At 31.8% G+C, this 20,889-nt stretch carries 18 protein-coding genes; 15 read left to right on the top strand and 3 right to left on the bottom strand.

Features of this window, described 5'->3' with window-relative positions; genetic code table 11:
• Positions 1-7: 7 nt before the first annotated feature.
• The 11 genes from lplA (at position 8) to lhgO (ending at position 14,282) form a co-directional block, all read left to right on the top strand.
• Complete coding sequence (lplA, locus tag LQ688_RS05915; RefSeq protein WP_064211380.1) at positions 8-1,030, top strand: lipoate--protein ligase; 1,023 nt, start codon at positions 8-10, stop codon at positions 1,028-1,030.
• A gap of 234 nt (positions 1,031-1,264) precedes the next feature.
• Complete coding sequence (locus LQ688_RS05910; protein ID WP_064211379.1) at positions 1,265-2,686, top strand: polysaccharide pyruvyl transferase family protein; 1,422 nt, start codon at positions 1,265-1,267, stop codon at positions 2,684-2,686.
• Between the two features lie 85 nt (positions 2,687-2,771).
• The gene (locus LQ688_RS05905; RefSeq protein WP_064204394.1) at positions 2,772-3,488 is read left to right on the top strand and encodes a D-ribitol-5-phosphate cytidylyltransferase; all 717 of its coding nucleotides are present in this window, start codon (positions 2,772-2,774) and stop codon (positions 3,486-3,488) included.
• Complete coding sequence (locus tag LQ688_RS05900) at positions 3,481-4,506, top strand: alcohol dehydrogenase catalytic domain-containing protein (protein WP_064204395.1); 1,026 nt, start codon at positions 3,481-3,483, stop codon at positions 4,504-4,506. Before LQ688_RS05905 ends, LQ688_RS05900 begins: the two co-directional genes overlap by 8 nt.
• Before the next feature lie 33 nt (positions 4,507-4,539).
• Positions 4,540-6,228 (top strand): teichoic acid ribitol-phosphate polymerase TarL, encoded by a 1,689-nt coding sequence (gene tarL / locus LQ688_RS05895; RefSeq protein WP_064211378.1) that lies wholly within the window; start codon positions 4,540-4,542, stop codon positions 6,226-6,228.
• A gap of 498 nt (positions 6,229-6,726) precedes the next feature.
• Positions 6,727-7,755, top strand: a complete 1,029-nt coding sequence (locus LQ688_RS05890) for a TAXI family TRAP transporter solute-binding subunit (RefSeq protein ID WP_239724350.1) — start codon at positions 6,727-6,729, stop codon at positions 7,753-7,755.
• Complete coding sequence (locus tag LQ688_RS05885) at positions 7,745-9,670, top strand: TRAP transporter permease (RefSeq protein ID WP_239752675.1); 1,926 nt, start codon at positions 7,745-7,747, stop codon at positions 9,668-9,670. The genes LQ688_RS05890 and LQ688_RS05885 overlap by 11 nt, the downstream gene beginning before the upstream one ends.
• Entirely contained in the window at positions 9,671-10,375 is a 705-nt protein-coding gene (locus tag LQ688_RS05880) for a FadR/GntR family transcriptional regulator (RefSeq protein ID WP_239752674.1), read from the top strand.
• A 5-nt stretch (positions 10,376-10,380) separates the two neighbouring features.
• Positions 10,381-11,790: an FAD-binding oxidoreductase gene (locus tag LQ688_RS05875; RefSeq protein ID WP_239724346.1), complete on the top strand. Its 1,410-nt coding sequence runs from the start codon at positions 10,381-10,383 to the stop codon at positions 11,788-11,790.
• Positions 11,783-13,069, top strand: a complete 1,287-nt coding sequence (locus tag LQ688_RS05870; RefSeq protein WP_239752673.1) for a (Fe-S)-binding protein — start codon at positions 11,783-11,785, stop codon at positions 13,067-13,069. The genes LQ688_RS05875 and LQ688_RS05870 overlap by 8 nt, the downstream gene beginning before the upstream one ends.
• A gap of 10 nt (positions 13,070-13,079) precedes the next feature.
• Positions 13,080-14,282 carry an L-2-hydroxyglutarate oxidase gene (gene lhgO / locus LQ688_RS05865; RefSeq protein WP_147640700.1) on the top strand — a complete coding sequence of 401 codons (1,203 nt, stop codon included), beginning with the start codon at positions 13,080-13,082 and terminating at the stop codon, positions 14,280-14,282.
• A 58-nt stretch (positions 14,283-14,340) separates the two neighbouring features.
• Here lhgO and LQ688_RS05860 read toward each other — a convergent pair whose 3' ends face one another.
• Positions 14,341-15,960, bottom strand: coding sequence for a BCCT family transporter (locus LQ688_RS05860; RefSeq protein WP_147640701.1), 1,620 nt, complete (start codon positions 15,958-15,960; stop codon positions 14,341-14,343).
• Positions 15,961-16,333: 373 nt separating this feature from the next.
• Between LQ688_RS05860 and LQ688_RS05855 the strand changes: the two genes are divergently transcribed.
• Positions 16,334-17,671: a hypothetical protein gene (locus tag LQ688_RS05855; protein WP_239752672.1), complete on the top strand. Its 1,338-nt coding sequence runs from the start codon at positions 16,334-16,336 to the stop codon at positions 17,669-17,671.
• Between the two features lie 80 nt (positions 17,672-17,751).
• Here the strand turns inward: LQ688_RS05855 and LQ688_RS05850 are convergent, their stop codons facing one another.
• Entirely contained in the window at positions 17,752-18,144 is a 393-nt protein-coding gene (locus LQ688_RS05850; RefSeq protein WP_016998966.1) for a type II toxin-antitoxin system death-on-curing family toxin, read from the bottom strand.
• Positions 18,141-18,383, bottom strand: a complete 243-nt coding sequence (locus LQ688_RS05845) for an AbrB/MazE/SpoVT family DNA-binding domain-containing protein (RefSeq protein WP_026023607.1) — start codon at positions 18,381-18,383, stop codon at positions 18,141-18,143. Before LQ688_RS05845 ends, LQ688_RS05850 begins: the two co-directional genes overlap by 4 nt.
• Before the next feature lie 333 nt (positions 18,384-18,716).
• Between LQ688_RS05845 and fadH the strand changes: the two genes are divergently transcribed.
• From fadH to LQ688_RS05830, 3 genes are all read left to right on the top strand, one after another.
• Complete coding sequence (gene fadH, locus LQ688_RS05840; protein WP_016999750.1) at positions 18,717-19,481, top strand: 2,4-dienoyl-CoA reductase; 765 nt, start codon at positions 18,717-18,719, stop codon at positions 19,479-19,481.
• Positions 19,482-19,580: 99 nt separating this feature from the next.
• On the top strand, positions 19,581-20,093 hold the full coding sequence (locus LQ688_RS05835; protein ID WP_016999749.1) for a YfiT family bacillithiol transferase: 513 nt from the start codon (positions 19,581-19,583) through the stop codon (positions 20,091-20,093).
• A 247-nt stretch (positions 20,094-20,340) separates the two neighbouring features.
• Positions 20,341-20,880: a helix-turn-helix domain-containing protein gene (locus LQ688_RS05830; RefSeq protein ID WP_147640703.1), complete on the top strand. Its 540-nt coding sequence runs from the start codon at positions 20,341-20,343 to the stop codon at positions 20,878-20,880.
• Positions 20,881-20,889: the final 9 nt, after the last annotated feature.

Genomic DNA, 20,889 nt, shown 5'->3' with positions numbered 1-20,889 from the left:
TGATGATATGTATTTAATTGAACCTATTCGTAATGGAGAATATATTGCAGACGGGGCAATAGCCTTAGCAATGCAAGTTTATGTAAGTCAGAATATTTTCTTGGATGATGATATTTTGTTTCCATATTACTGTGATCCGAAAGTCGAGATTGGCCGTTTCCAAAATACAGCTATAGAAATTAATCAAGATTATGTAGACGAACATGATATACAAGTTGTCCGCCGAGATACAGGGGGAGGCGCAGTATATGTTGATCGTGGTGCTGTAAATATGTGCTGTATTCTTGAAAAAGATACTTCTATTTATGGAGATTTTCAGAGGTTTTACGAGCCAGCAATCGATGCCCTACATAATTTAGGAGCTACAGAAGTGATTCAAAGCGGGCGTAATGATTTAGCAATTCATGATAAAAAAGTATCAGGAGCAGCTATGACGCTTATTAACAATCGTATATATGGCGGCTATTCTTTATTATTAGATGTCGATTATGAGCCAATGGTAAATGTACTTAAACCAAATCGTAAAAAAATTGAATCTAAAGGTATAAAATCCGTACGTGCTCGCGTTGGCAATATTCGTGATTACTTAGATGAAAAATATAAAAATGTTACGATAGACGAATTTAAAAATTTAATGGTCGAACAAATTATGGGTATTGATGATATTAAAGAAGCGAAACGATATGAATTAAGCGCAGAAGATTGGGATGCAATTGATGAACTTGCAGCGAAAAAATATAAAAACTGGGATTGGAACTACGGACGTTCACCTAAATATGAATATAATCGCAGTGACCGATTCAATTGTGGCACAGTCGACATAACATTATCCATAGAACAAAATCGAATTGCCAAATGTCGAATTTACGGAGATTTCTTTGGTCAAGGAGATATCACAGAAGTAGAAGAAGCATTAATAGGCACAAAAGTAGTCAAAGCAGAACTTATTAAAGCGTTAGATGAAATAAACTTAAAATATTACTTTGGCAATATTACGTCAGCAGAGCTTACTCAATTAATTTTAAGTTAATAGTAAAAAAGTAAAACGCCTAAATGGATACATTATGGCGTTTTTGGTTTTTTAAAGTAAAATCAATAAATTCAAAAAGGGAATAACTTTATTAGTATAGTATTTAAATATTTAAGTTATTATAAAAACGTATGAAAAACTTTATATATCTACTTAAATTATATATAATTCATTTTATTTTTGTTAACTAATGATATAAAATGTAATAAGTGAATAATTTAGGAGGGGAAGTTTTTGAAGAGATACTTAATACGTTCAGGTATAGCTCCAAATGAAATTAAAGCGCCTGAAGAGATGATTCTTAATAATTTAATAGGAGGGAATATAGGTAATTTAATTTACGCCTATAGTATTTATAGAAACTTAACAACTGAAAATGTAGAAATTGTTCCTGATAGATATAGAATAAACGAAAATGATGCTGATTATATTAATAAAAATTATGATGCTTATATTATCCCATTAGCAGATGCATTTCGTGATACATTTGTTGCAAGTTTAAAAGCTTATACAAAATTATTTAAAAAACTGAATATCCCAGTCATTGTAATTGGTGCAGGTGTTAAAGCTCCTATAGATAAAAATGTTGAAGATGGATTTTCATTTGATAAAGAAGTTAAAGATTTTGTTAATGCTGTATTGGAGCGTTCGAACATAATTGGCTTAAGGGGACAAATTACAGCTGATTACTTAACTTCACTTGGATTTAAAGAAGGAGTAGACCATGTGGTTATAGGCTGTCCATCTATGTATGCTTTTGGCAGAGATTTAAAAATCAAAGATTTAAATCTTCATGAAAACTCTACTGTGGCAATAAATTCTTCTAAACTTTCACCAGAACATGTTTTGAAATTCATAACAAGTGTTACTGATAAATATGATAACTATTATTTTATTCCTCAATGGATGAAAGAATTCAAAATGACATATTTAGGTAATCAAAAATTAGGTGAAAATACTGATTTTTATCCTAATACTATAAATGATAGATACTATGAAGAAGATAAAGTGAGATATCCTTTAAATGCTAAATCATGGATAGATTTTATGGGAGAAATGGATTTTGCAGTAGGGGCAAGACTACATGGTAATATAACAGCTACAATTGCAGGCACTCCTAGTTTACTGTTAACAAAAGATGCACGTATGAAAGAGTTAGCTGAATATCATAATTTAACACATATAGAAGAGAGCGAATTAAAATCTGGGGTAACATTGGATGAGCTAGTAGAGCGACTTGACTTTCATGCGCCTGAAAAAGTGCAAGCTAGAAACTTTGATAACTTTATAGAATTTTTGAATAAAAATGGTTTAGATCATATATATAATTATGAATACTATAATAATCCACCATTAGATAAACAATTAGAAAAAATCAAATTACCTAATATGTTAGCACCTATTAATAAGTTATCACCAATTGAAATTTCAAATAGGTTAATTGGATATACTGAATTAGCTGAGTCAAAAGAAAATAAAACTAATAAAACGAATAAAGAATTAAGAAAGAAAGTAAAAAAACAACAAGCAATAATTAAGAAAGAATATAAACAAATTGATAACCTAACACGAGTATTAAAGAGAAAATCTACGCGTATGGGTATAAGTGTAGGTACTGCACTTTCAACTATAAAAGAAAAAATCAAAAAGGAGTAAGCTTTTAACCTAAGATTTAAATCTTAGGTTATTAGGATTTAAGTTTAATAAATCATCAAAATATATAAAAGCGGGGGTTAATTAAATGATATATGCTGGAATATTAGCAGGTGGAATCGGTTCTAGAATGGGAAACGTTCCTTTGCCAAAACAATTTTTAGATCTTGATGGTAAACCAATCATTATACATACAGTTGAGAAATTTTTATTAACAAGAGAGTTTGATAAAATCTATATTGCGACACCGCAAAAGTGGATTTCTCACACCAAAGACACATTAAATAAATTTAATATTAACGACGATAGAGTTGAAGTAATAAAAGGCGGAGAAGACCGTAATGAAACAATTATGAATATCATTGCAGCGATTTCAGAGTTTAAATCAGTAACGGATGAAGATGTTATTGTAACGCATGATGCAGTTCGTCCTTTCCTAACAAGACGTATTATTAAAGAGAACATTGATCTAGTTCTTGAACATGGTGCAGTTGATACTGTTATTCCTGCAACAGATACAATTATCGAATCTGAAAATAAAGAAGATATTTCAAGCATTCCTGTAAGAGATCATATGTATCAAGGCCAGACGCCACAATCGTTTAACATTAATTTATTGAAAAATAGTTACTATAACTTATCTGATGAAGATAAAAAAATTTTAACAGATGCTTGTAAAATACTCGTTGTTTTAAATAAAAAAGTGAAATTAGTAGATGGGGAACTTTACAATATTAAAATTACAACACCTTATGATTTAAAAGTTGCCAATTCTATTATTAAAGGTGGGATGTTGAGTGATTAATCAGGTTTATCAACTTGTAGCGCCCCGTCAATTTGAAGTGACTTATAATAATGAGAATATTAAGAGTGATAAAGTTATCGTACGACCTTTATATTTATCAATTTGCGCGGCTGACCAACGATACTATACTGGTAGTCGTAATGAACAAGTTCTTGAAAAGAAACTCCCTATGTCATTAGTACATGAAGGCGTAGGAGAGGTTGTATACGATAACAAAGGCGAGTATAAAGTCGGGACGAAAGTGATTATGGTACCGAATACACCTATTGAAAAAAGCGAAGTCATCAGTGAAAACTATTTACCAAGTAGTAAATTTAGATCAAGTGGTTTTGATGGTTTTATGCAAGATTATGTCTTTATGGAACATGATAGAATCGTTGAATTACCGGATGATATAGATTTGAGTGTTGTTTCATATTCAGAACTCGTGTCTGTAAGTTGGCACGCTATACAACGATTTCAGAAGAAATCTATAGAAACACAAGGCAGTTTTGGCATATGGGGAGACGGTAATTTAGGCTTTATAACATCTATTTTATTACGTAAGTTATATCCAGAAGCGAAAATTTACGTGTTTGGGAAAACGGATTTTAAGTTAAGTCATTTCTCATTTGTAGATGAGGTATTTTATATTAACCGTGTACCAGAAGATTTAATAATTGATCATGCTTTTGAATGTGTCGGCGGAAAAGGCAGTCAATCTGCAGTCGATCAAATTATTAATTTAATTTCACCAGAAGGCAGTATTGCTTTACTAGGTGTTAGCGAATACCCTATTGAAGTAAACACGCGTTTAGTGTTGGAAAAAGGCATTACGATGATAGGCAGTAGTAGAAGTGGTGCGCAAGATTTTAAAGATATTGCTGAATTTTATAGAACATATCCAGACGTTATAGAAAAATTATCTTTACTTAAAGGCCAAGAATTTGAAGTAAGAACTATAAATGATGCAGTTGATGCTTTTGAATCTGACCTGTCAACCTCTTGGGGTAAAACGGTTATAAAGTGGGTAATGTAACGACTGAGATTAGCTTAGGAGTGGAAAGAAAAGTTGAGTAAGTATAAGTTAAAAGTTGTAAATATATATTGGGAAAGAATCCAACTTTTTATCGAAGGTTATGCTGAAGATATAGAAATAGTAAGTAATGGATTCATTCTTAGAAATTTAACAGAAACAAAAGAATTACAGGCAAATGATGTGAAAATAGATGGTAATCATTTTATAGCACGTTTTAATGTTGCTATATTAGATGATGGGAATTATTTACCATCTGATCAATATTTGCTTGTTTATAAAGGTAAATTTGATTATATTGCAAATGTTAATGAAACATTATTAGACCCATTAAAATATGAATTAGATGAAGAACAATTAGAGCATTATGAAGAAATAGAAACGCGTAATGGAAAAAATAATTATTTATTAAGCTACTTTAAGCATGAATTTAAAAGAGGCGGCGACTCTAAAAAAACAACTTACAAAGTAATACCTAAAATTTCTAGAGAAGTTAACGAGTTTGTACTAGACATTAAATTCCAAGCTCCAAAACCAAAAGAAAAGAAGATAGTAACTAAATATAAAGAGTACAGAAGTAAATATAACAAAAGATCATTTAAAGTACGTAACTTTTTCTTTAAAACAATATTTAATATTACAAAATTCTTTCACTTAAAAAAAGGGAACACAGTATTATTTACTTCAGATTCGCGTGCAGAAATGTCTGGTAACTTTGAATTTGTTTATAATGAAATGTTAGATAAAAAATTAGATGAAAAATATAAAATTCATACGATTTTCAAATCTGATATTACAGAAAGAAGAAAGTTAATTGATAAATTTAGGTTTCCATTCTTATTAGGAAAAGCTGATTATATATTTGTTGATGACTATCATCCACTTCTTTATACTATTAAATTCAGAAAGAGCCAAGAAATCATTCAACTATGGCATGCAGTGGGTGCATTTAAAACAGTCGGATTTAGTCGTACAGGTAAAAAAGGAGGCCCTTTTTTCAATTCTCCTAACCATAGAAACTATACAAAAGCTTATGTTTCATCAGAAAATGATATCCCATACTACGGTGAAGCATTTGGTATTAAAGAAAAATATATTATACCTACTGGTGTACCAAGAACGGATATTTTATTTGATAAAGACTATGAACAAAAAATTATAGCAGAAATGGAAGATGAATTACCGATTATTAAAGGGAAAAAAGTTATCCTTTTTGCACCAACATTTAGAGGAAATGGTCATCGAAGTGCTCACTACCCATTTTTCAAAATTGACTTAACTCGTTTTGCACGCTATTGTCGTGAAAACAATGCGGTTGTTTTATTTAAAATGCATCCGTTTGTGAAGAATAAACTGAACATTCCTAGAGAATATAAAAAATATTTTGTAGATGTATCAGACTTTAGAGAAGTAAATGACATACTGTTTGTCATAGATATTCTAATAAGTGATTATTCTTCGCTAGTTTATGAATTTGCTGTGTTCAAACGTCCAATGTTATTCTATGCATTTGATTTAGAAGATTATATTACTTCAAGAGATTTTTACGAGCCATATGAAACGTTTGTGCCTGGTAAAATCGTAGAAACCTTCGAAGAACTGATAGAATCACTAGATAACAAAGACTTTGAAGAAGAAAAGGTGCCAAAATTCTTAGACAAGCACTTTAAATATCAGGATGGCAAATCAAGCGAAAGAATTGTCAGAGATTTATTTGGAAGCTAAAATGTATAGCCAAAATTAAAAAAGGAAATCATCAACCCAACTGATGATTTCCTCTTTTTTATAATGTTAAAAGAAAAGCTAGTTATTAAGCGAATTTGTTAATGATAGTTTTAATAATATCTACAATTCCACCTACGATTTCAGCGATACCCATTTGAAGGACCTCCTTTTCTTTTTGAATTAACTTTAGTATAAACGTAAAAATTGAAAATTTGTCATATTTTCCCTAATTGAATAAAAATAATTCCTAACTGTATTTATTTGCCTATTATTGTACAAATAGGCAGCGAGAGCGTTGATATGGTTGTTTAATGCAAATATTTAAAAGAAAATAAAAAGAAAATTTTATAATTCAACTCATATAATAAAGGGGTTAATACCACCTATTTATACAATTAATTGAAAAAATATTCAGAAATATGTTGAAAAATGTAACTCTGAAATATAAACTTGTAATACAAGTGAAAGCGCTTTATTTATAATTAGGGGGGATATAGTATGAAGTTTCGCTTGATCAGTTTACTAGTATGTTTAGTTGTTATATTGGCAGGTTGTAATTTTGAGAAAAAGAAAACATATAACATTGCGACAGCGTCAACAGGGGGTACCTATTATCCTATAGGTGTTGGCATGGGACAGTTATGGACTAAGCATTATCGAAGTCAAAATACTAAATTTAATGGTCAATCTTCTGCAGGTTCTGTAGAAAATATTGATTTAATGAAAAAGAATGAAGCTGACTTTTCAATTTTACAAGGTTTGATTTCTACTCAAGCATCTCAAGGAACAGGAATTTATAAAGGAGAAAAGTATGATTCCTTACGTTCAATGAGCATGATTTGGCCTAATGTCGAACATTTTGTATTAAAAAATAGCGAAGTGGAAACTGGCACAATTGCTGATATTAAAGGAAGTTCTTTCTCAGTAGGTCCTAGAGCTAGTGGTACTGAACAATCAACTTTAATGATGTTGAAAGGTATTGGCCAATCAAAAAAAGATATATCTCCTGAATATTTGGGATATGAAGAAACGATTTCTTCTATGAGAGATGGTAGGCTTGATGGAGGTTCGTTACCTGCAGGTGTACCTGTATCATCGATTACTGATATGTATGCTTCAGGGGTAAATGCTACTATTTTAGAAGTGACAGATAAGCAAATGAAACAAATTAACAGTCAAGTGGATACTTGGTATCGCTATACAATAAAAAAAGGAACATATCCTAAGCAAAAGAAGGATATTCAAACAATTGCACAACCTAATATTTTAGTTACGACTAAAGAAATGGACGCAGACATGGTTTATAATTTAACTAAAATGTTGCACGAAAATCGAGATTTTATGATTGATGTACATAACTCTGCGAAAGAAATGAAGTTGGAAACTGCACTAAATGGTTTAAATACTCCATTGCATGAAGGTGCATACCGTTATTATAAAGAAAAAGGTCTCAAAATTGATGATCGATTAATCCCTGAAGAAGTTAAAGAAAAAGAAAGCAAAGGGGGTTATCAAGATGAAAAATAAACCAGAAAAAGAAATCGTAGATTCTGTTAGAGAATTAAAAGGTGGTAGTAAATACATCCTAAATGGTTTGGCTATAATTTTATCTTTATTTGTGTTAGCAGCTTCAAGTTTCTTAAATCTGCAAACATTTCATCAAAATTCAATATTTTTATTATTGATAGTGTTATTAGGTTTTTTATTATATCCGTTGAATAAAAGAGGTATTGATAAACATCATCCTTCTATTATAGATATTGGATTTATAATTTTAGCGTTACTTGGAATTGGATATATCATTCTAAATTATAATACGTTACATGTTGACCGAGCATCACATGCAAATACAACAGATTATATTTTTGCAGTTATAGCTATTATCGTATTATTCGAAATAACAAGAAGAACAATAGGTATTTTTATTCCTTTATTAAGTATATTTGCAATAATTTATGCTTTGTATGGTAATTATTTTCCTATTGATTTTGCACATTCTGGCTTTAGTTTAAATCGACTTTTATATCGATTTTATATGACAACTGAAGGTATATTTGGTAGTACTTTATCCATTGCTGCTACATATATTATGTTGTTCATCTTATTTGGAGCATTTTTGGGTGTAAGTGGCGCAAGCAAGTTATTTAATGATTTGGCTTTAGCTATTGCAGGTCAACGCCGTGGAGGACCTGCACAGGTTGCGGTTATATCTAGTGCCTTAACTGGATCATTAAACGGTAGTGCCGTTGCCAACGTGGCAACAACTGGATCGTTTACAATTCCATTAATGAAAAATATAGGCCTTACTCCTCGATTCGCTGGTGGAGTTGAAGCTGCCGCTTCAACTGGAGGTATGATTATGCCACCAATTATGGGAGCAGCTGCATTTATAATGGCCGGATTTTTAGGTGTTCCTTATACAACGATTGTATTAGCTGGTATTATCCCTGCTGTATTCTATTATATTGCTTTAATATGGGCAATTGATACAGAAGCTAAAAAGAAAGGTTTAAAAGGAGTTAGTAAAGAAAATATCCCTTTAGTACGTAAAGTATTAAAAGAAAGAGGCGCATTATTATTACCTATTATTGTAGTTATTGTAGCTCTGTTAATCGGTAAGACAGCTATATTTGCAGGATTCGCCGGAATAATTTCTTCGATTATCGCTTCTTACTGTACAACAGATAAGACAAATCGGGTAACGCCAAAAAGTTTCTTAGAGGCTCTAATAGACGGAGCCAAAGGTTCTATTCAAGTTGCTTTAGCTTGTGCTTCTGTAGGAATAGTGATTGCAACAGTTGGAATGACTGGTGTTGGCTCTATGCTGGCTTACAATGTTATTGATATAGCAGGCGGTCATTTAATAGTTATATTAATTATGGTAATGGTAACTTGTATAGTCTTGAGTTTTGGTTTACCTTCAACAGCTCTTTATATTGTCGTGGCTGTTACAGTAGCTCCGTCATTAGTACAAGCAGGTGTAGAACCTCTAGCAGCACACTTCTTTGTATTTTATTTTGGAGCGATGTCAAACGTAACACCACCTGTAGCACTTGCTGCTTATACTGGAGCTGGTATTGCAAAAGCAGATCCTGTAAAAACATCTTGGACTGCATTAAGATTAGCGTTACCAGGATTTATAATTCCATTTTTACTTGTATATCACCCAGAGTTGTTACTAAATGATGCAACTACAGGCGGTTTAAATTATGGCCAATTAATAGTGGCAATTTTAATTTCATTAGTAGGTATTTATGCGTTAGTTACTGGTATGGGAAATTATTTATTTACGAAGTTGAATATATTAGAAAGAATTTTATTTATTGTATTTGCAGTAATGTTAATATTCCCTGAAATTATAACAAGTATTGTAGGGATTATTGGAGTTATATTATTGATGAGTGTTCATTATATTAAATTCAGGAAAGTAGGCGTAACATAAATGAAAAATGCTAGCTCAAAACGTTTATCAGAAGTCATCTTTAATAAATTAGTAGAAAGAATTAAAAATGACAAATATAAAGTTGGTGATAAATTACCTTCAGAGTCAGTATTAGCTAAAGAATTTGAAGTGAGTAGATATCCTATAAGAGAAGCACTGAGTAAACTAGCTTCAGCCGGATATATTGAATCATTTCAAGGTAAAGGTAGCTTTGTTATTAATCATGACGTTTCTGATACGTTTAGGCAGCATGCTTATGGTAGATTCTCAGAGAAAGATTTGCTTGATATTTTAGAAATGAGAACAATTATAGAAGTTGAAGCAGCAGGTATTTGTGCACTTAGAAGAACTGAAGAAGATATGCAATTAATAGAAGATGCTTTTCATGAATATATAGAAACACATCAAGATGAATATGCTTTAGGAATAGATCCTGATTATAATTTCCATAAATGTATTGTTCAAAGTACTAAGAATCAATATATAATCAAAACATTTGAAAATTTACAGGATATTCATGTAAATGCTTTATCATATTCATTAAAGTTAAATATAGGTATGGTTGAAAAAAGAGAGAGTGTAATTCATGAACATGAAATGATATATCAGGCTATAAAAAATCAAGACGAATACAATGCAAAAAAGGCTATGAAAGAACATTTAGTTACAATGCGCAAAAAATTGGGAGATAAAAGGTGTAGGTGATAAATATGAAAAGCAAGGAGATTGAACAGAGATTAAGAGAAATTTTCGCGGACAGATTACTTATGGATGTTTCAGATCTTGTTTCTTATGGTTTTGATGCATCGTTCGGTCAATATATGCCGGATTATGTAGTTCAAGTGTTATCTACGGAAGATGTCCAAAATGTAGTGAAATTAGCAGATGAATATATCATTCCTATTTATGCTAGAGGTGCAAGCACAAGTTTGTCAGGGGGAGCTTTGCCAGTTAAAGGTGGTATAGTAGTTGATTTTTCTCAGTGGAATGATGAATTTGAAATATATCCTGATGATTTAATCATAAAGACAAGGCCTGGTGTGATTACAGGAAAAATACATGCTTTAGCAGAAAAGCATAATTTAATGTATCCACCAGATCCTTCTTCTTCAGTGGTATGCACAATTGGTGGTAATTTAGCTGAGAATGCTGGAGGTCCGCGTGGTATAAAATATGGTGTAACAAAAGATTATGTTATTGGATTAGAAGTTGTTATGGCAGATGGAGAAGTTATACGCACTGGTGGCCAAACGATTAAAAATGTCACAGGATATGATTTAACAAAATTGTTAATAGGTTCAGAAGGTACACTAGGTATTATTACTGAAGCTACGTTACGCTTAATACCTAAGCCTTTAGATACAAAAACAGCGATGGTTATATTTGATGATTTATACACAGCAGGAAAGTCTATATCCAAAATATTAACATCAGGTGTCAGACCTTCGAAAATGGAAATTTTAGATCATAATGCATTAAATAAAGTTGAAGACTATGCAGGATTAGATTTGCCTAGAGATGCAGCAGCTATATTATTAATTGAAGTCGATGGTAATCCAGAGAATTTAGGTGATGAATTGGATACTATCAAAAAAGCATTAAAAGAAATAGATGTTGAAAATGTTGAAATTGCTGAATCTAAAGAAGCAGAAGATAAATTATGGCAAGTTAGAAAACTTGTCTCACCTGCAGTAGTTGAAAGTGGTTATACTAAAATTTCAGAAGATGCAACAGTACCACTAAGTAAAATTCCGGAAATGTTTAAGAAAATCGATGAGATTAAAACTAAATATGATTTAAATATCGTTGTATTTGGACATGCAGGTGATGGTAATTTACATCCGACAATTAATACAAATATGCGAGATGAAAATGAAGTGCGTAAGACAGAAGATGCTGTGGAAGAAATTTTTAATTATGCGATTGAATTAGGTGGAACGCTCTCGGGGGAACATGGTATTGGCGTTATGAAAAAAGCATTTATCAAAAAAGAAATGGGTGAAGTGGGGGTACGTTATCAACAAATGATTAAAAAAGCATTAGACCCTAAGAATATTCTTAACCCTGGAAAGATATTTCCTGAAAAGGGAGAAGAAAGGTTAGTGTTGCGAAATGAATAATACATTAGTGGACAAATTAGATTATCAAGCAACGTTTGACTGTGTTCAATGTGGATATTGTTTACCAGTATGTCCAACTTATATAGCTTTTGAAAAGGAGAAACATTCTCCGCGTGGACGTATTAATCTGGTGAAAATGGCTGCTGAAGGTAAGGTCTCAATTGGAGATATGAGTGAAGGTATTGATCTATGCTTAGGTTGTCGAGCATGTGAAACAGTATGTCCAACAAATGTTCAATACGGAGATATATTAATGTCAGCAGTTGAAGTCATAAAAGAAGATAAAAAGATGGGATTAAGTGAAAAGTTAGCTCGAAATGTAACGTTCAAACATATTTTACCTAAAAAAGGTGTCATTCGAAAAATAAATTATGCATTATATTACTATGAGAAGCTAGGTGCTAAAAACTTAATAAACAAAAATCATCTTTTAGGAAAAGAAACAAAGTATGGTAAGTTAAATTTAGCTTTACCCGATGTGAAAAAAACACGTAAAATCCATGATAATGAAAAAGTAAATAAAACTAAGACACAAACAAAAACACAAGTTGCCTTTTTCCAAGGGTGTATTATGGATGCCTTTTTCTCTAGAATCAATAACTTAGCAATTAAAATTATGAAACAACATGATATAGAAGTTCATGAAGTACCAAATCAAACTTGTTGTGGTGCTTTACAACATCATGCAGGTGAAACAAATGATACTATCGAATTGGCTAAAAAGAATATAGCAGCATATGCCGATACCGATATAGATTATATCGTTAATACGATTGGAGGCTGTGGTGCATCGCTTAAAGAATATGACAAGTTATTTAAAAAAGGCAGCTATTGGCATCAAAGAGCAGTAAAATTTGTTAAAAAAGTAAGGGATATTTCAGAAATAATGGATGATTTATCATTAGAATTTAATTATAAAATGCCATACAAAGCTGTATATCAACCATCTTGTCATTTAGAAAATGTACAAAAAGTATTTAAATCACCAAAAAGCGTCTTAGGTAAGGTACCTGACCTTGATATGGTAGATATGGAAGGACAATCATTATGCTGTGGTTCGGCTGGTATTTATAATATTATACATTTTGATGAATCTATGAAAATTTTGGATGATAAAATGGAATATGTTCAACAAGCAAAGCCTAATATGATTATCACTTCAAATCCCGGTTGTCATATGCAAATGCAATTAGGAGTAGAAAGAGAAGGGTTAAGCAATGAAGTAACTGTCAAACATATAGTTGAAGTCGTAGCAGAAGCATGCGGTATACGTGATTAGGAGGAATTATATGCAAAGGGATGTAATAATTATAGGTGGCGGTATTATAGGTTTTAGTACAGCTTATCATTTAAAACTTCAAAATCCTGACTTGGATGTTCTTTTACTAGAGAAAGAAAATAATCTTGCTGAACATCAAACAGGTCACAATAGTGGCGTTATCCATTCCGGCATTTATTATAAGCCTGGTTCTCATAAAGCAGAATTTAGTAAAAAGGGTTCACAATCTATGATTCATTTCTGCAGAGAATACAATATTCCTTACAATCAATGTGGCAAAGTAATTGTTGCAACTGATAAAAATGAGTTAGATAGACTAAGAGCGCTTTATGAAAGAGGATTACAAAATGGACTTCAAGTGACGTTATTAAATGCTGAAGAAGTAAACCAAATAGAACCTTATGTTCAAACAGTTGGGGGTATAAAAGTTCAAGAAACCGCGATAGTAAACTATAAAAAGGTGACTGAACAATTCAAATTATTATTTGAAGAATTAGGCGGCGAAATCAATTTTAATACTCCAGTTACATCGATAAAAACATCTGAGGATAAAATTGTACTTAATAGTTATGAGCAACAATTCAAATCAAAAAGCATTATAAATTGTGCTGGATTATATAGTGATAAAGTTGCTAGGATGAGTGGCGTAAATACAGATATTCAAATTATTCCGTTTAGAGGAGAGTATTATCAACTTAATGAATCTAAAGAGAAGTATGTTCAAACATTAATATATCCTGTTCCAAATCCTGAGTTACCATTTTTAGGCGTGCATTTTACAAATATGATAGATGGCGGGGTAGATGTCGGACCTAATGCTGTATTAGGTCTTAGAAAAGAAGCTTATAAAAAAATTGGATTAAATAAATCAGAAACATTAGAGATTTTAAAATTTCCTGGGTTATATAAGATGGGTATAAAAAATATTAAAGAAGCACTTGGAGAATATTATCGATCATTTAATAAACGTGCTTTCGTTAACAATGCACAAAAACTTATTCCATCGTTAAGAAAGGAAGATATTGAACCGATTGAAGCGGGCGTAAGAGCCCAAGCTATGTTAAGCGATGGAACATTGCTAGATGATTTTGTGTTTGAGAAAGGTAAGCATTCATTACATGTATTAAATGCACCATCACCAGCAGCAACATGCTCGATTGAAATAGGAAAAGCTATTTCAAAAGAATTTGAACAATTATCGATTTTGAAATAGTTGTTATATAAAAAAGCTCTTCACTAGTCTGTATACTAATGAAGAGCTTTTCTTATTATTATCTATCTTGTTTTCTTTCGTTTTTAATTAAGTTTAATAGTTCTTGATCTGAGAGGTTTGCTAGTTTTTGACTTTCTCGGGTTCTTTTTGGCGTTAATGTAAGGCCGAGGAATTTACGTTCTCTGTTTGCGTCTTTATAGAAACTAATCATCATAAATATAATAATAACCGAGAACGGCAATGCGGTTATTATGGCGGTGTTCTGTAATGCGTTTAGTCCGTTATCTCCGCCAGTGAATAATAGTATAAACGCGATTAGTGATTGTGCGACACCCCAAACAATTTTTATAAATGAGCTTGGGTTTAATGAACCTCGTGTCGTTAACATTCCTAATACGAATGTTGCAGAGTCTGCTGATGTAATAAAGAATGTTGCGATTAATGCTAGTGTAATAATAGATAGTATTAATCCTAATGGCATTTCATTAAATACACCAAACAATGCTGTTTCTGGTGGCATATCGAAAATTGCTGGATGTTTCTTAGCAGTTTCAATACCTAGTACACCAAATACACTGAACCATATGAAACTGATAAGAACAGGTACAAGCATAACGCCACCGATGAATTCACGTACTGTACGTCCTCTTGATACACGTGCTATAAACACCCCAACGAATGGACTCCAACTTATCCACCAAGCTAATTGGAAGAATGTCCAATCAGACATCCAATCTGCTTTTTGTGAATTAAACATACCTGTGTCGAAACTGTTTTGTAGGAATGTTTGTAAGAAGTTACCTGTTGTAGTTGTAAATGCATTTAACATAAGTATTGATGGTCCGATAATAAGTACAGCGATTAATAATAAACCTGCAATACTAATGTTTACGTTACTTAAAATTTGAATACCTTTATTTAATCCTGACCAAGCACTTGTTAAGAATAAAATCGTTACAATAATTATGATAATAGATTGTACGGCAATATTATTTGGTACGCCGAATAAATAATTTAAACCACCGTTAATTTGTAACGCACCCATACCAAGTGATACGGCTACACCACCGATAGTAGCGATAACAGATAATACATCAATCACAATACCTAGTGGTCCATCTACATATCTTCCGAATACAGGACGTAATGTTTTTGAAATTAATCCCGGTTCGTCTTTTCTAAATTGGAAATATGCTAATGCTAGTGCTACTACACCATAAACGCCCCATGCATGGAAGCCCCAATCGAAGAATACTGATTGTAACGCTTCTGCATAAGCTGCAGTAGTTTTAGGGTCTGCTTTTGGAGGTGCAGCGAAGTGAGCAATAGGTTCAGCTGCTCCCCAGAATACTAACCCGATCCCCATACCAGCACTGAATAGCATAGCGAACCATGAAACAGTATTAAATTCTGGTTTTTCATGAGGTTTCCCTAATTTTAATTTCCCTATTGGACTTAGCATTAAGAAAATACAAAAGAAAATCATGGCTATTACAACAATCATGTAATACCAGCCAAGTGTTTCAGTTATCCAGGCAGTGGCTTTATCACCAATGTCATTAAATTTAACTGGAAAAATTGCGCCTAGTAAAACGATTATAGCAACAATTACGGAACTGATTGTAAATACTAGCGAATAACCTTTTTTAGGCTTATTTTCGTTCAATTGAGATTCCATAAGTAAAATAAACCTCCTCGTTTATTAGTATTAAAAACAACGCCTAATACTTTAACAAAGATGATTAGAATTTTCAAATTGTATTTTAATAAAATATAAATTAGTAAATATTTACAAAACAAAACAAACGTGTTACTGTTTGGTTATCTACTCGAAGTAGAATTACAAACTCATAAAACTAGGTATTAGAGTACCTATTCCCAAAGATAAGCTGAGGCATTTATAAATGTCTCAGCATCTTTTTTTATCATCGATTCTCCTAAAACATATCTTTAATAATTTTTAAATATTATGATTTATACATTTCACAACCATTATCTTTGTTACAATAGATGTGAATATTTTCTAATAATTAAAAAAGGGGATGCCTTTTATGAAAAAAATATTTTATTTTGGAATTGTATTAGTGTCATCAGTAACAATTGCAGGTTGTAGTATTAGTATAGGTAATGAACCTGAGAATAAAGACTCAAGTAACAATGAACAAAAAAGCGAACAAAAGAATCAAAATGCACAAGATAGTAACAGCAATAATGAAACTTCTAAATCGAATTCAGATAAAGAAGTAACTAACATTTCAGAAACACAAAGTGTTGCGATGACTTTGTTAGAACCTGAAATAGATTCTGAAGTCATAACTGCAGATGAATTATTATCTGGCAGCTATACACAAAAAACTGGATCTGGTGAAGAAATAAAACATTCTGTAGATAAAGTAGAATTATCGGAAAGTCCAGAATTAGGAAAAATGGCGAATAAACCTGATGGTATGAAGTTCTATGGAATGTCACCTTCTAAAGGTAGTTACGCAACAATAGTAGGTATAAATAAAGACCAAGTTGTTTACATATATACCCAATCTCCTATTTCAGATTATAATGATGTGAAAGATAGTGAGGCATTCGCAAGTTTTAATATTGCGGATTTATATAATAATCATAAAGATAACAGTAAAATTTCAGAGCTAGAAAATAAAATTAAATATGGAGAAAGCTTGGAGACAAAGAATGACAGTAGTACATCTCAAGAAGATACGAATAGTGATGAATATTATGCCCAAGTATGGCTGACAGCTTTACCAAGCTATAGAGATTCAGACAATTCTAGCGGCATGAAACCAGAACTAAGCCATGATTCAATAGAAGGCGAATATTTAAATCCATATAACAAAGAGCATACTATCAAATATCCTAAAGGGGTACAACGATTGGCAGGTACGCCTACAGCTGCTGGGCAAATAGTTTATAAAAATAATAATGATGGTACTATTTCAATTTATGATGTGCCATCACACTTCCATGATAAAAAATGGTTGGAAGATGATGATTGGTCACAAAAAGAATCTGAAAGCATTATAAACAACCCGAAAGTTGTGAAATTATATGATGCATCAGATGAAGAAATAGAAAGAGTAGTAGAAATGTTTGATGGTACAACTAAAGAAGAAAATAAATCCAATGATATGGATGAAGACGATGAAAATGAAGAAGTTACGCGAGACAATGTGATAGATAAAGTAGAATCTTATGAAGGAGAAGAATTAGATACCGACAAATATACATTTAAAGAACCAGAAAAAAATGATGACGGAGAATGGGGCTTTTCATTCTTAGATAAAGACGGTAACTTAGTAGGTTCTTATATTATTGACGAAGACGGTGTCGTTACAGAATACGATGAAGATGGCGAAGAAGTAGGTTCAGGAGAATAAATTAAAAACACCTTCGTACAATTCATATTAAAATGAATCGTGCAAAGGTGTTTTTCTATGAGAATATTTCTTCAGTAAACTTACTTTATTTTTATGTGCTTTAAGATCCATTGTTCAATATCATCTTCTTGTAGATCATGTGTTGCTATCATAACAGTAAAATCTATAGCTTCTTTTGTATTAACTTCTAACTCATAACCATTTAAGTTTAAAAAGATATTTAAACACATAAATGCGGTTCTTTTATTTCCATTATAAAACACGTGTTTTTTCACGAGATTTCTAAATAAGTTGCTCGCTTTCAACGCAAGTGTTGGATATTGTTCTATACCAAATACATATTGTTTCGGTGCATTTACTAACATATTTAGAGCAGTTGCATCGACTACGCCTATAGGTTCTTTAGGACTATACTTTTGAATAACATAGATATTAAATGTAATAATTTCTTTCTCGGTTAAATATCTAATCATCTATCAACTAACCCTTTGAAGACATCATCATACTTATTGCTAATTTCATCTGCTAATTTCAATATATCATCGTGTTCATTGATTGATTTACTTGGTTTTAACCAAATTTTATTATCTTCTTCAATAAATTCAACTGCATCTCCTTCATGAATGTTAATAGCTTCCATAACATTTTTAGGAATGGTAATTACGCTACTATTCCCTACTTTTCTTATTTTTTTTACATTCAATATCTCCATAATATTCACTCCCAACATAAAAGTATATACATGTATATACTTTTATGTTATCAGTTTTCTTGAACTTTTCAATTATGTCGTATTAATTATTTTTTTAACTTATCTTTTTCTAATGTTTATTTGTGTTTCACTTCGGATATCGACTAAACTAATGGCTCCATTTTATTCTTTTAATTATAGAAGAAGACATTCTTGAGGTTATAAAAGAGTGTCTTCTGTTTTTTAATATACTGCTATAATGAATTACAATTGTTCTTTCTGAAAACATGTTGTACACTTATATGTAAGCGCTTACTATAAGAATTATATTTTGTATTACTAAGGAGAGTATATATGAAAGATAAAGTGATTATTGTAACAGGTGGCAGTAGTGGAATGGGAAAAGGGATGGCGAAAAGATTCGCTGAAGAAGGTGCAAAAGTCGTTATTACAGGCCGTAAATTAGAAAATCTCGAGAAGACAAAGCAAGAGATTGAGCAGTATGAAGGCCAAATCCTTTGTATAGATATGGATGTTAGAGACCCAGAAAGAGTTCAATATACAGTATATGAAACAGTTAAGACTTTTGGGAAAATAGATGGACTAGTTAATAACGCAGCTGGAAACTTTTTATGTGCAGCTGAAGATTTGTCGATTAATGGGTGGAATTCCGTTATAGATATTGTGCTAAATGGCACATGGTATTGTTCTCAAGCTGTAGGCAAAGAATGGATTAAAACTGGGCATAAAGGCCGCATCATCAATATGGTTGCAACATATTCATGGGGTGCAGGTGCTGGTGTTATCCATTCGGCCAGCGCAAAAGCAGGTGTGCTCGCTATGACAAGAACACTTGCAGTGGAATGGGGAACTAAATATGGCATCACAGTAAATGCAATTGCACCGGGTCCTATTGAAAATACAGGTGGCTCTAAAAAGTTATCACTTTCAGAAGAAGCACGACAACAATCACTGAATAGTGTACCTTTAAAAAGATTTGGGCAAACTGAAGAAATTGCTGGATTAGCACGTTATATTTTTTCTGATGAAGCGGGTTATATAAATGGAGCTTGTATGACGATGGATGGCGGACAGTGGCTAAATAAAAATCCATTTTAATATGGTTCTATTTATGACACTACGTTTAAATTCTTTAAAATAGAGAATATTAGTAGTGTAATCAAAATGTTTCATATAAAAAGAGAAAAGGTGATAAAGATGGATGCAAGGTTTCCAATAGGTGAACTACAGTTTCCAGAACATGTAACATTTGATCATATCCAACAATGGCTGGATGAAATCGGGAATTATTCAAATCGCTTAAGAGAAACGGTAGACGAATTAGACCCTTCAGAATTGAACAAGAAATACAGAGAAGGCAGTTGGACAGTAAGACAACTTGTGCATCATATAGCAGATTCACAGTTGAATATGTATCAACGTTTAAAACTCGCATTAACAGATGATAGAAAGCCAACTGTACCAGCGTTTGACCAACAAAAATGGATAGAAACGCCAGACAATGAATTACCAGTCGAATGTTCAATTAGAATGCTTGAAGGAATGAATGAACGTATTGTAGCAATTGGTAGAAACTTAAGTGAAGAACAATTGAAACGTAAATTTACGCATGAAGATGACGGAGAAACTTCAGTAGCATTTAAAGTAGCGAAATTATCATGGCATGAAGAACACCATTTAGCGCATATTAAATTAGCGTTATCACAATAAATGAAGAAATATAGCAGGCTGGTACAGTTATGTCCTGGCCTGTTCAATAGAAGCTTCAGAATTATTTCAGTGGAAATCATCAGAAGAAGTTATTGAAAATAATATAAATAAAACTAGTCACAGACGGTCTATTTAACCTATGTGGCTAGTTTTTTATTTAGAATTTTCCGAAAATTCTTTTTATTAAGTATTATTTGTGTTATATTGTTCTAAATTACACTAATACTGTAAAAGGAAGGTTATTTTTATGGAAGAAATCGGGAGTATGATTAAGTATTTTAGAATGAAAGAGGAATTAACACTTAAACAAATGAGTAGTCAAACCAGCTTATCTACAAGTTTTTTATCACAAGTAGAGCGAGGGGAGTCTTCTATAGCGATTACTTCTTTGAATAAAATAGCGGATGCTTTGAATGTTGATATTACTTCATTTTTTAAACCTAAAATTGAAACGAATTTTCATGTTATTCCAGATGAAATTGATTCATTTAAGATAAATAGATCTCATCAAAATTTCAAACGTGTTTCTAGTGATTTTGAAAATAGAAAATTAGAGAATTTTATTATTACTATTTATCCAGATGATTGTAGTGAAGTTTCTAGACATGATGGTGAAGAAATGTATTACATTATCGAGGGTGAATTAACGTTTTATCTTGATGATGTTAAGCATATTGTACATGAGGGTGAGATTATTCATTATCCTTCCAGTTTGAATCATTATTATATTAATGAATCTCAAAATCCTGCAGTTATATTAAGTGTAGTTACACCTAAAATATTTTAAATTTGAAAG

It is taken from the genome of Mammaliicoccus sp. J-M40, from assembly GCF_022386395.1.
GTDB lineage: Bacteria > Bacillota > Bacilli > Staphylococcales > Staphylococcaceae > Mammaliicoccus > Mammaliicoccus lentus.
Note: the sequence above shows the minus strand (reverse complement) of the source record. Positions and strands in the feature narration are given on the sequence as shown.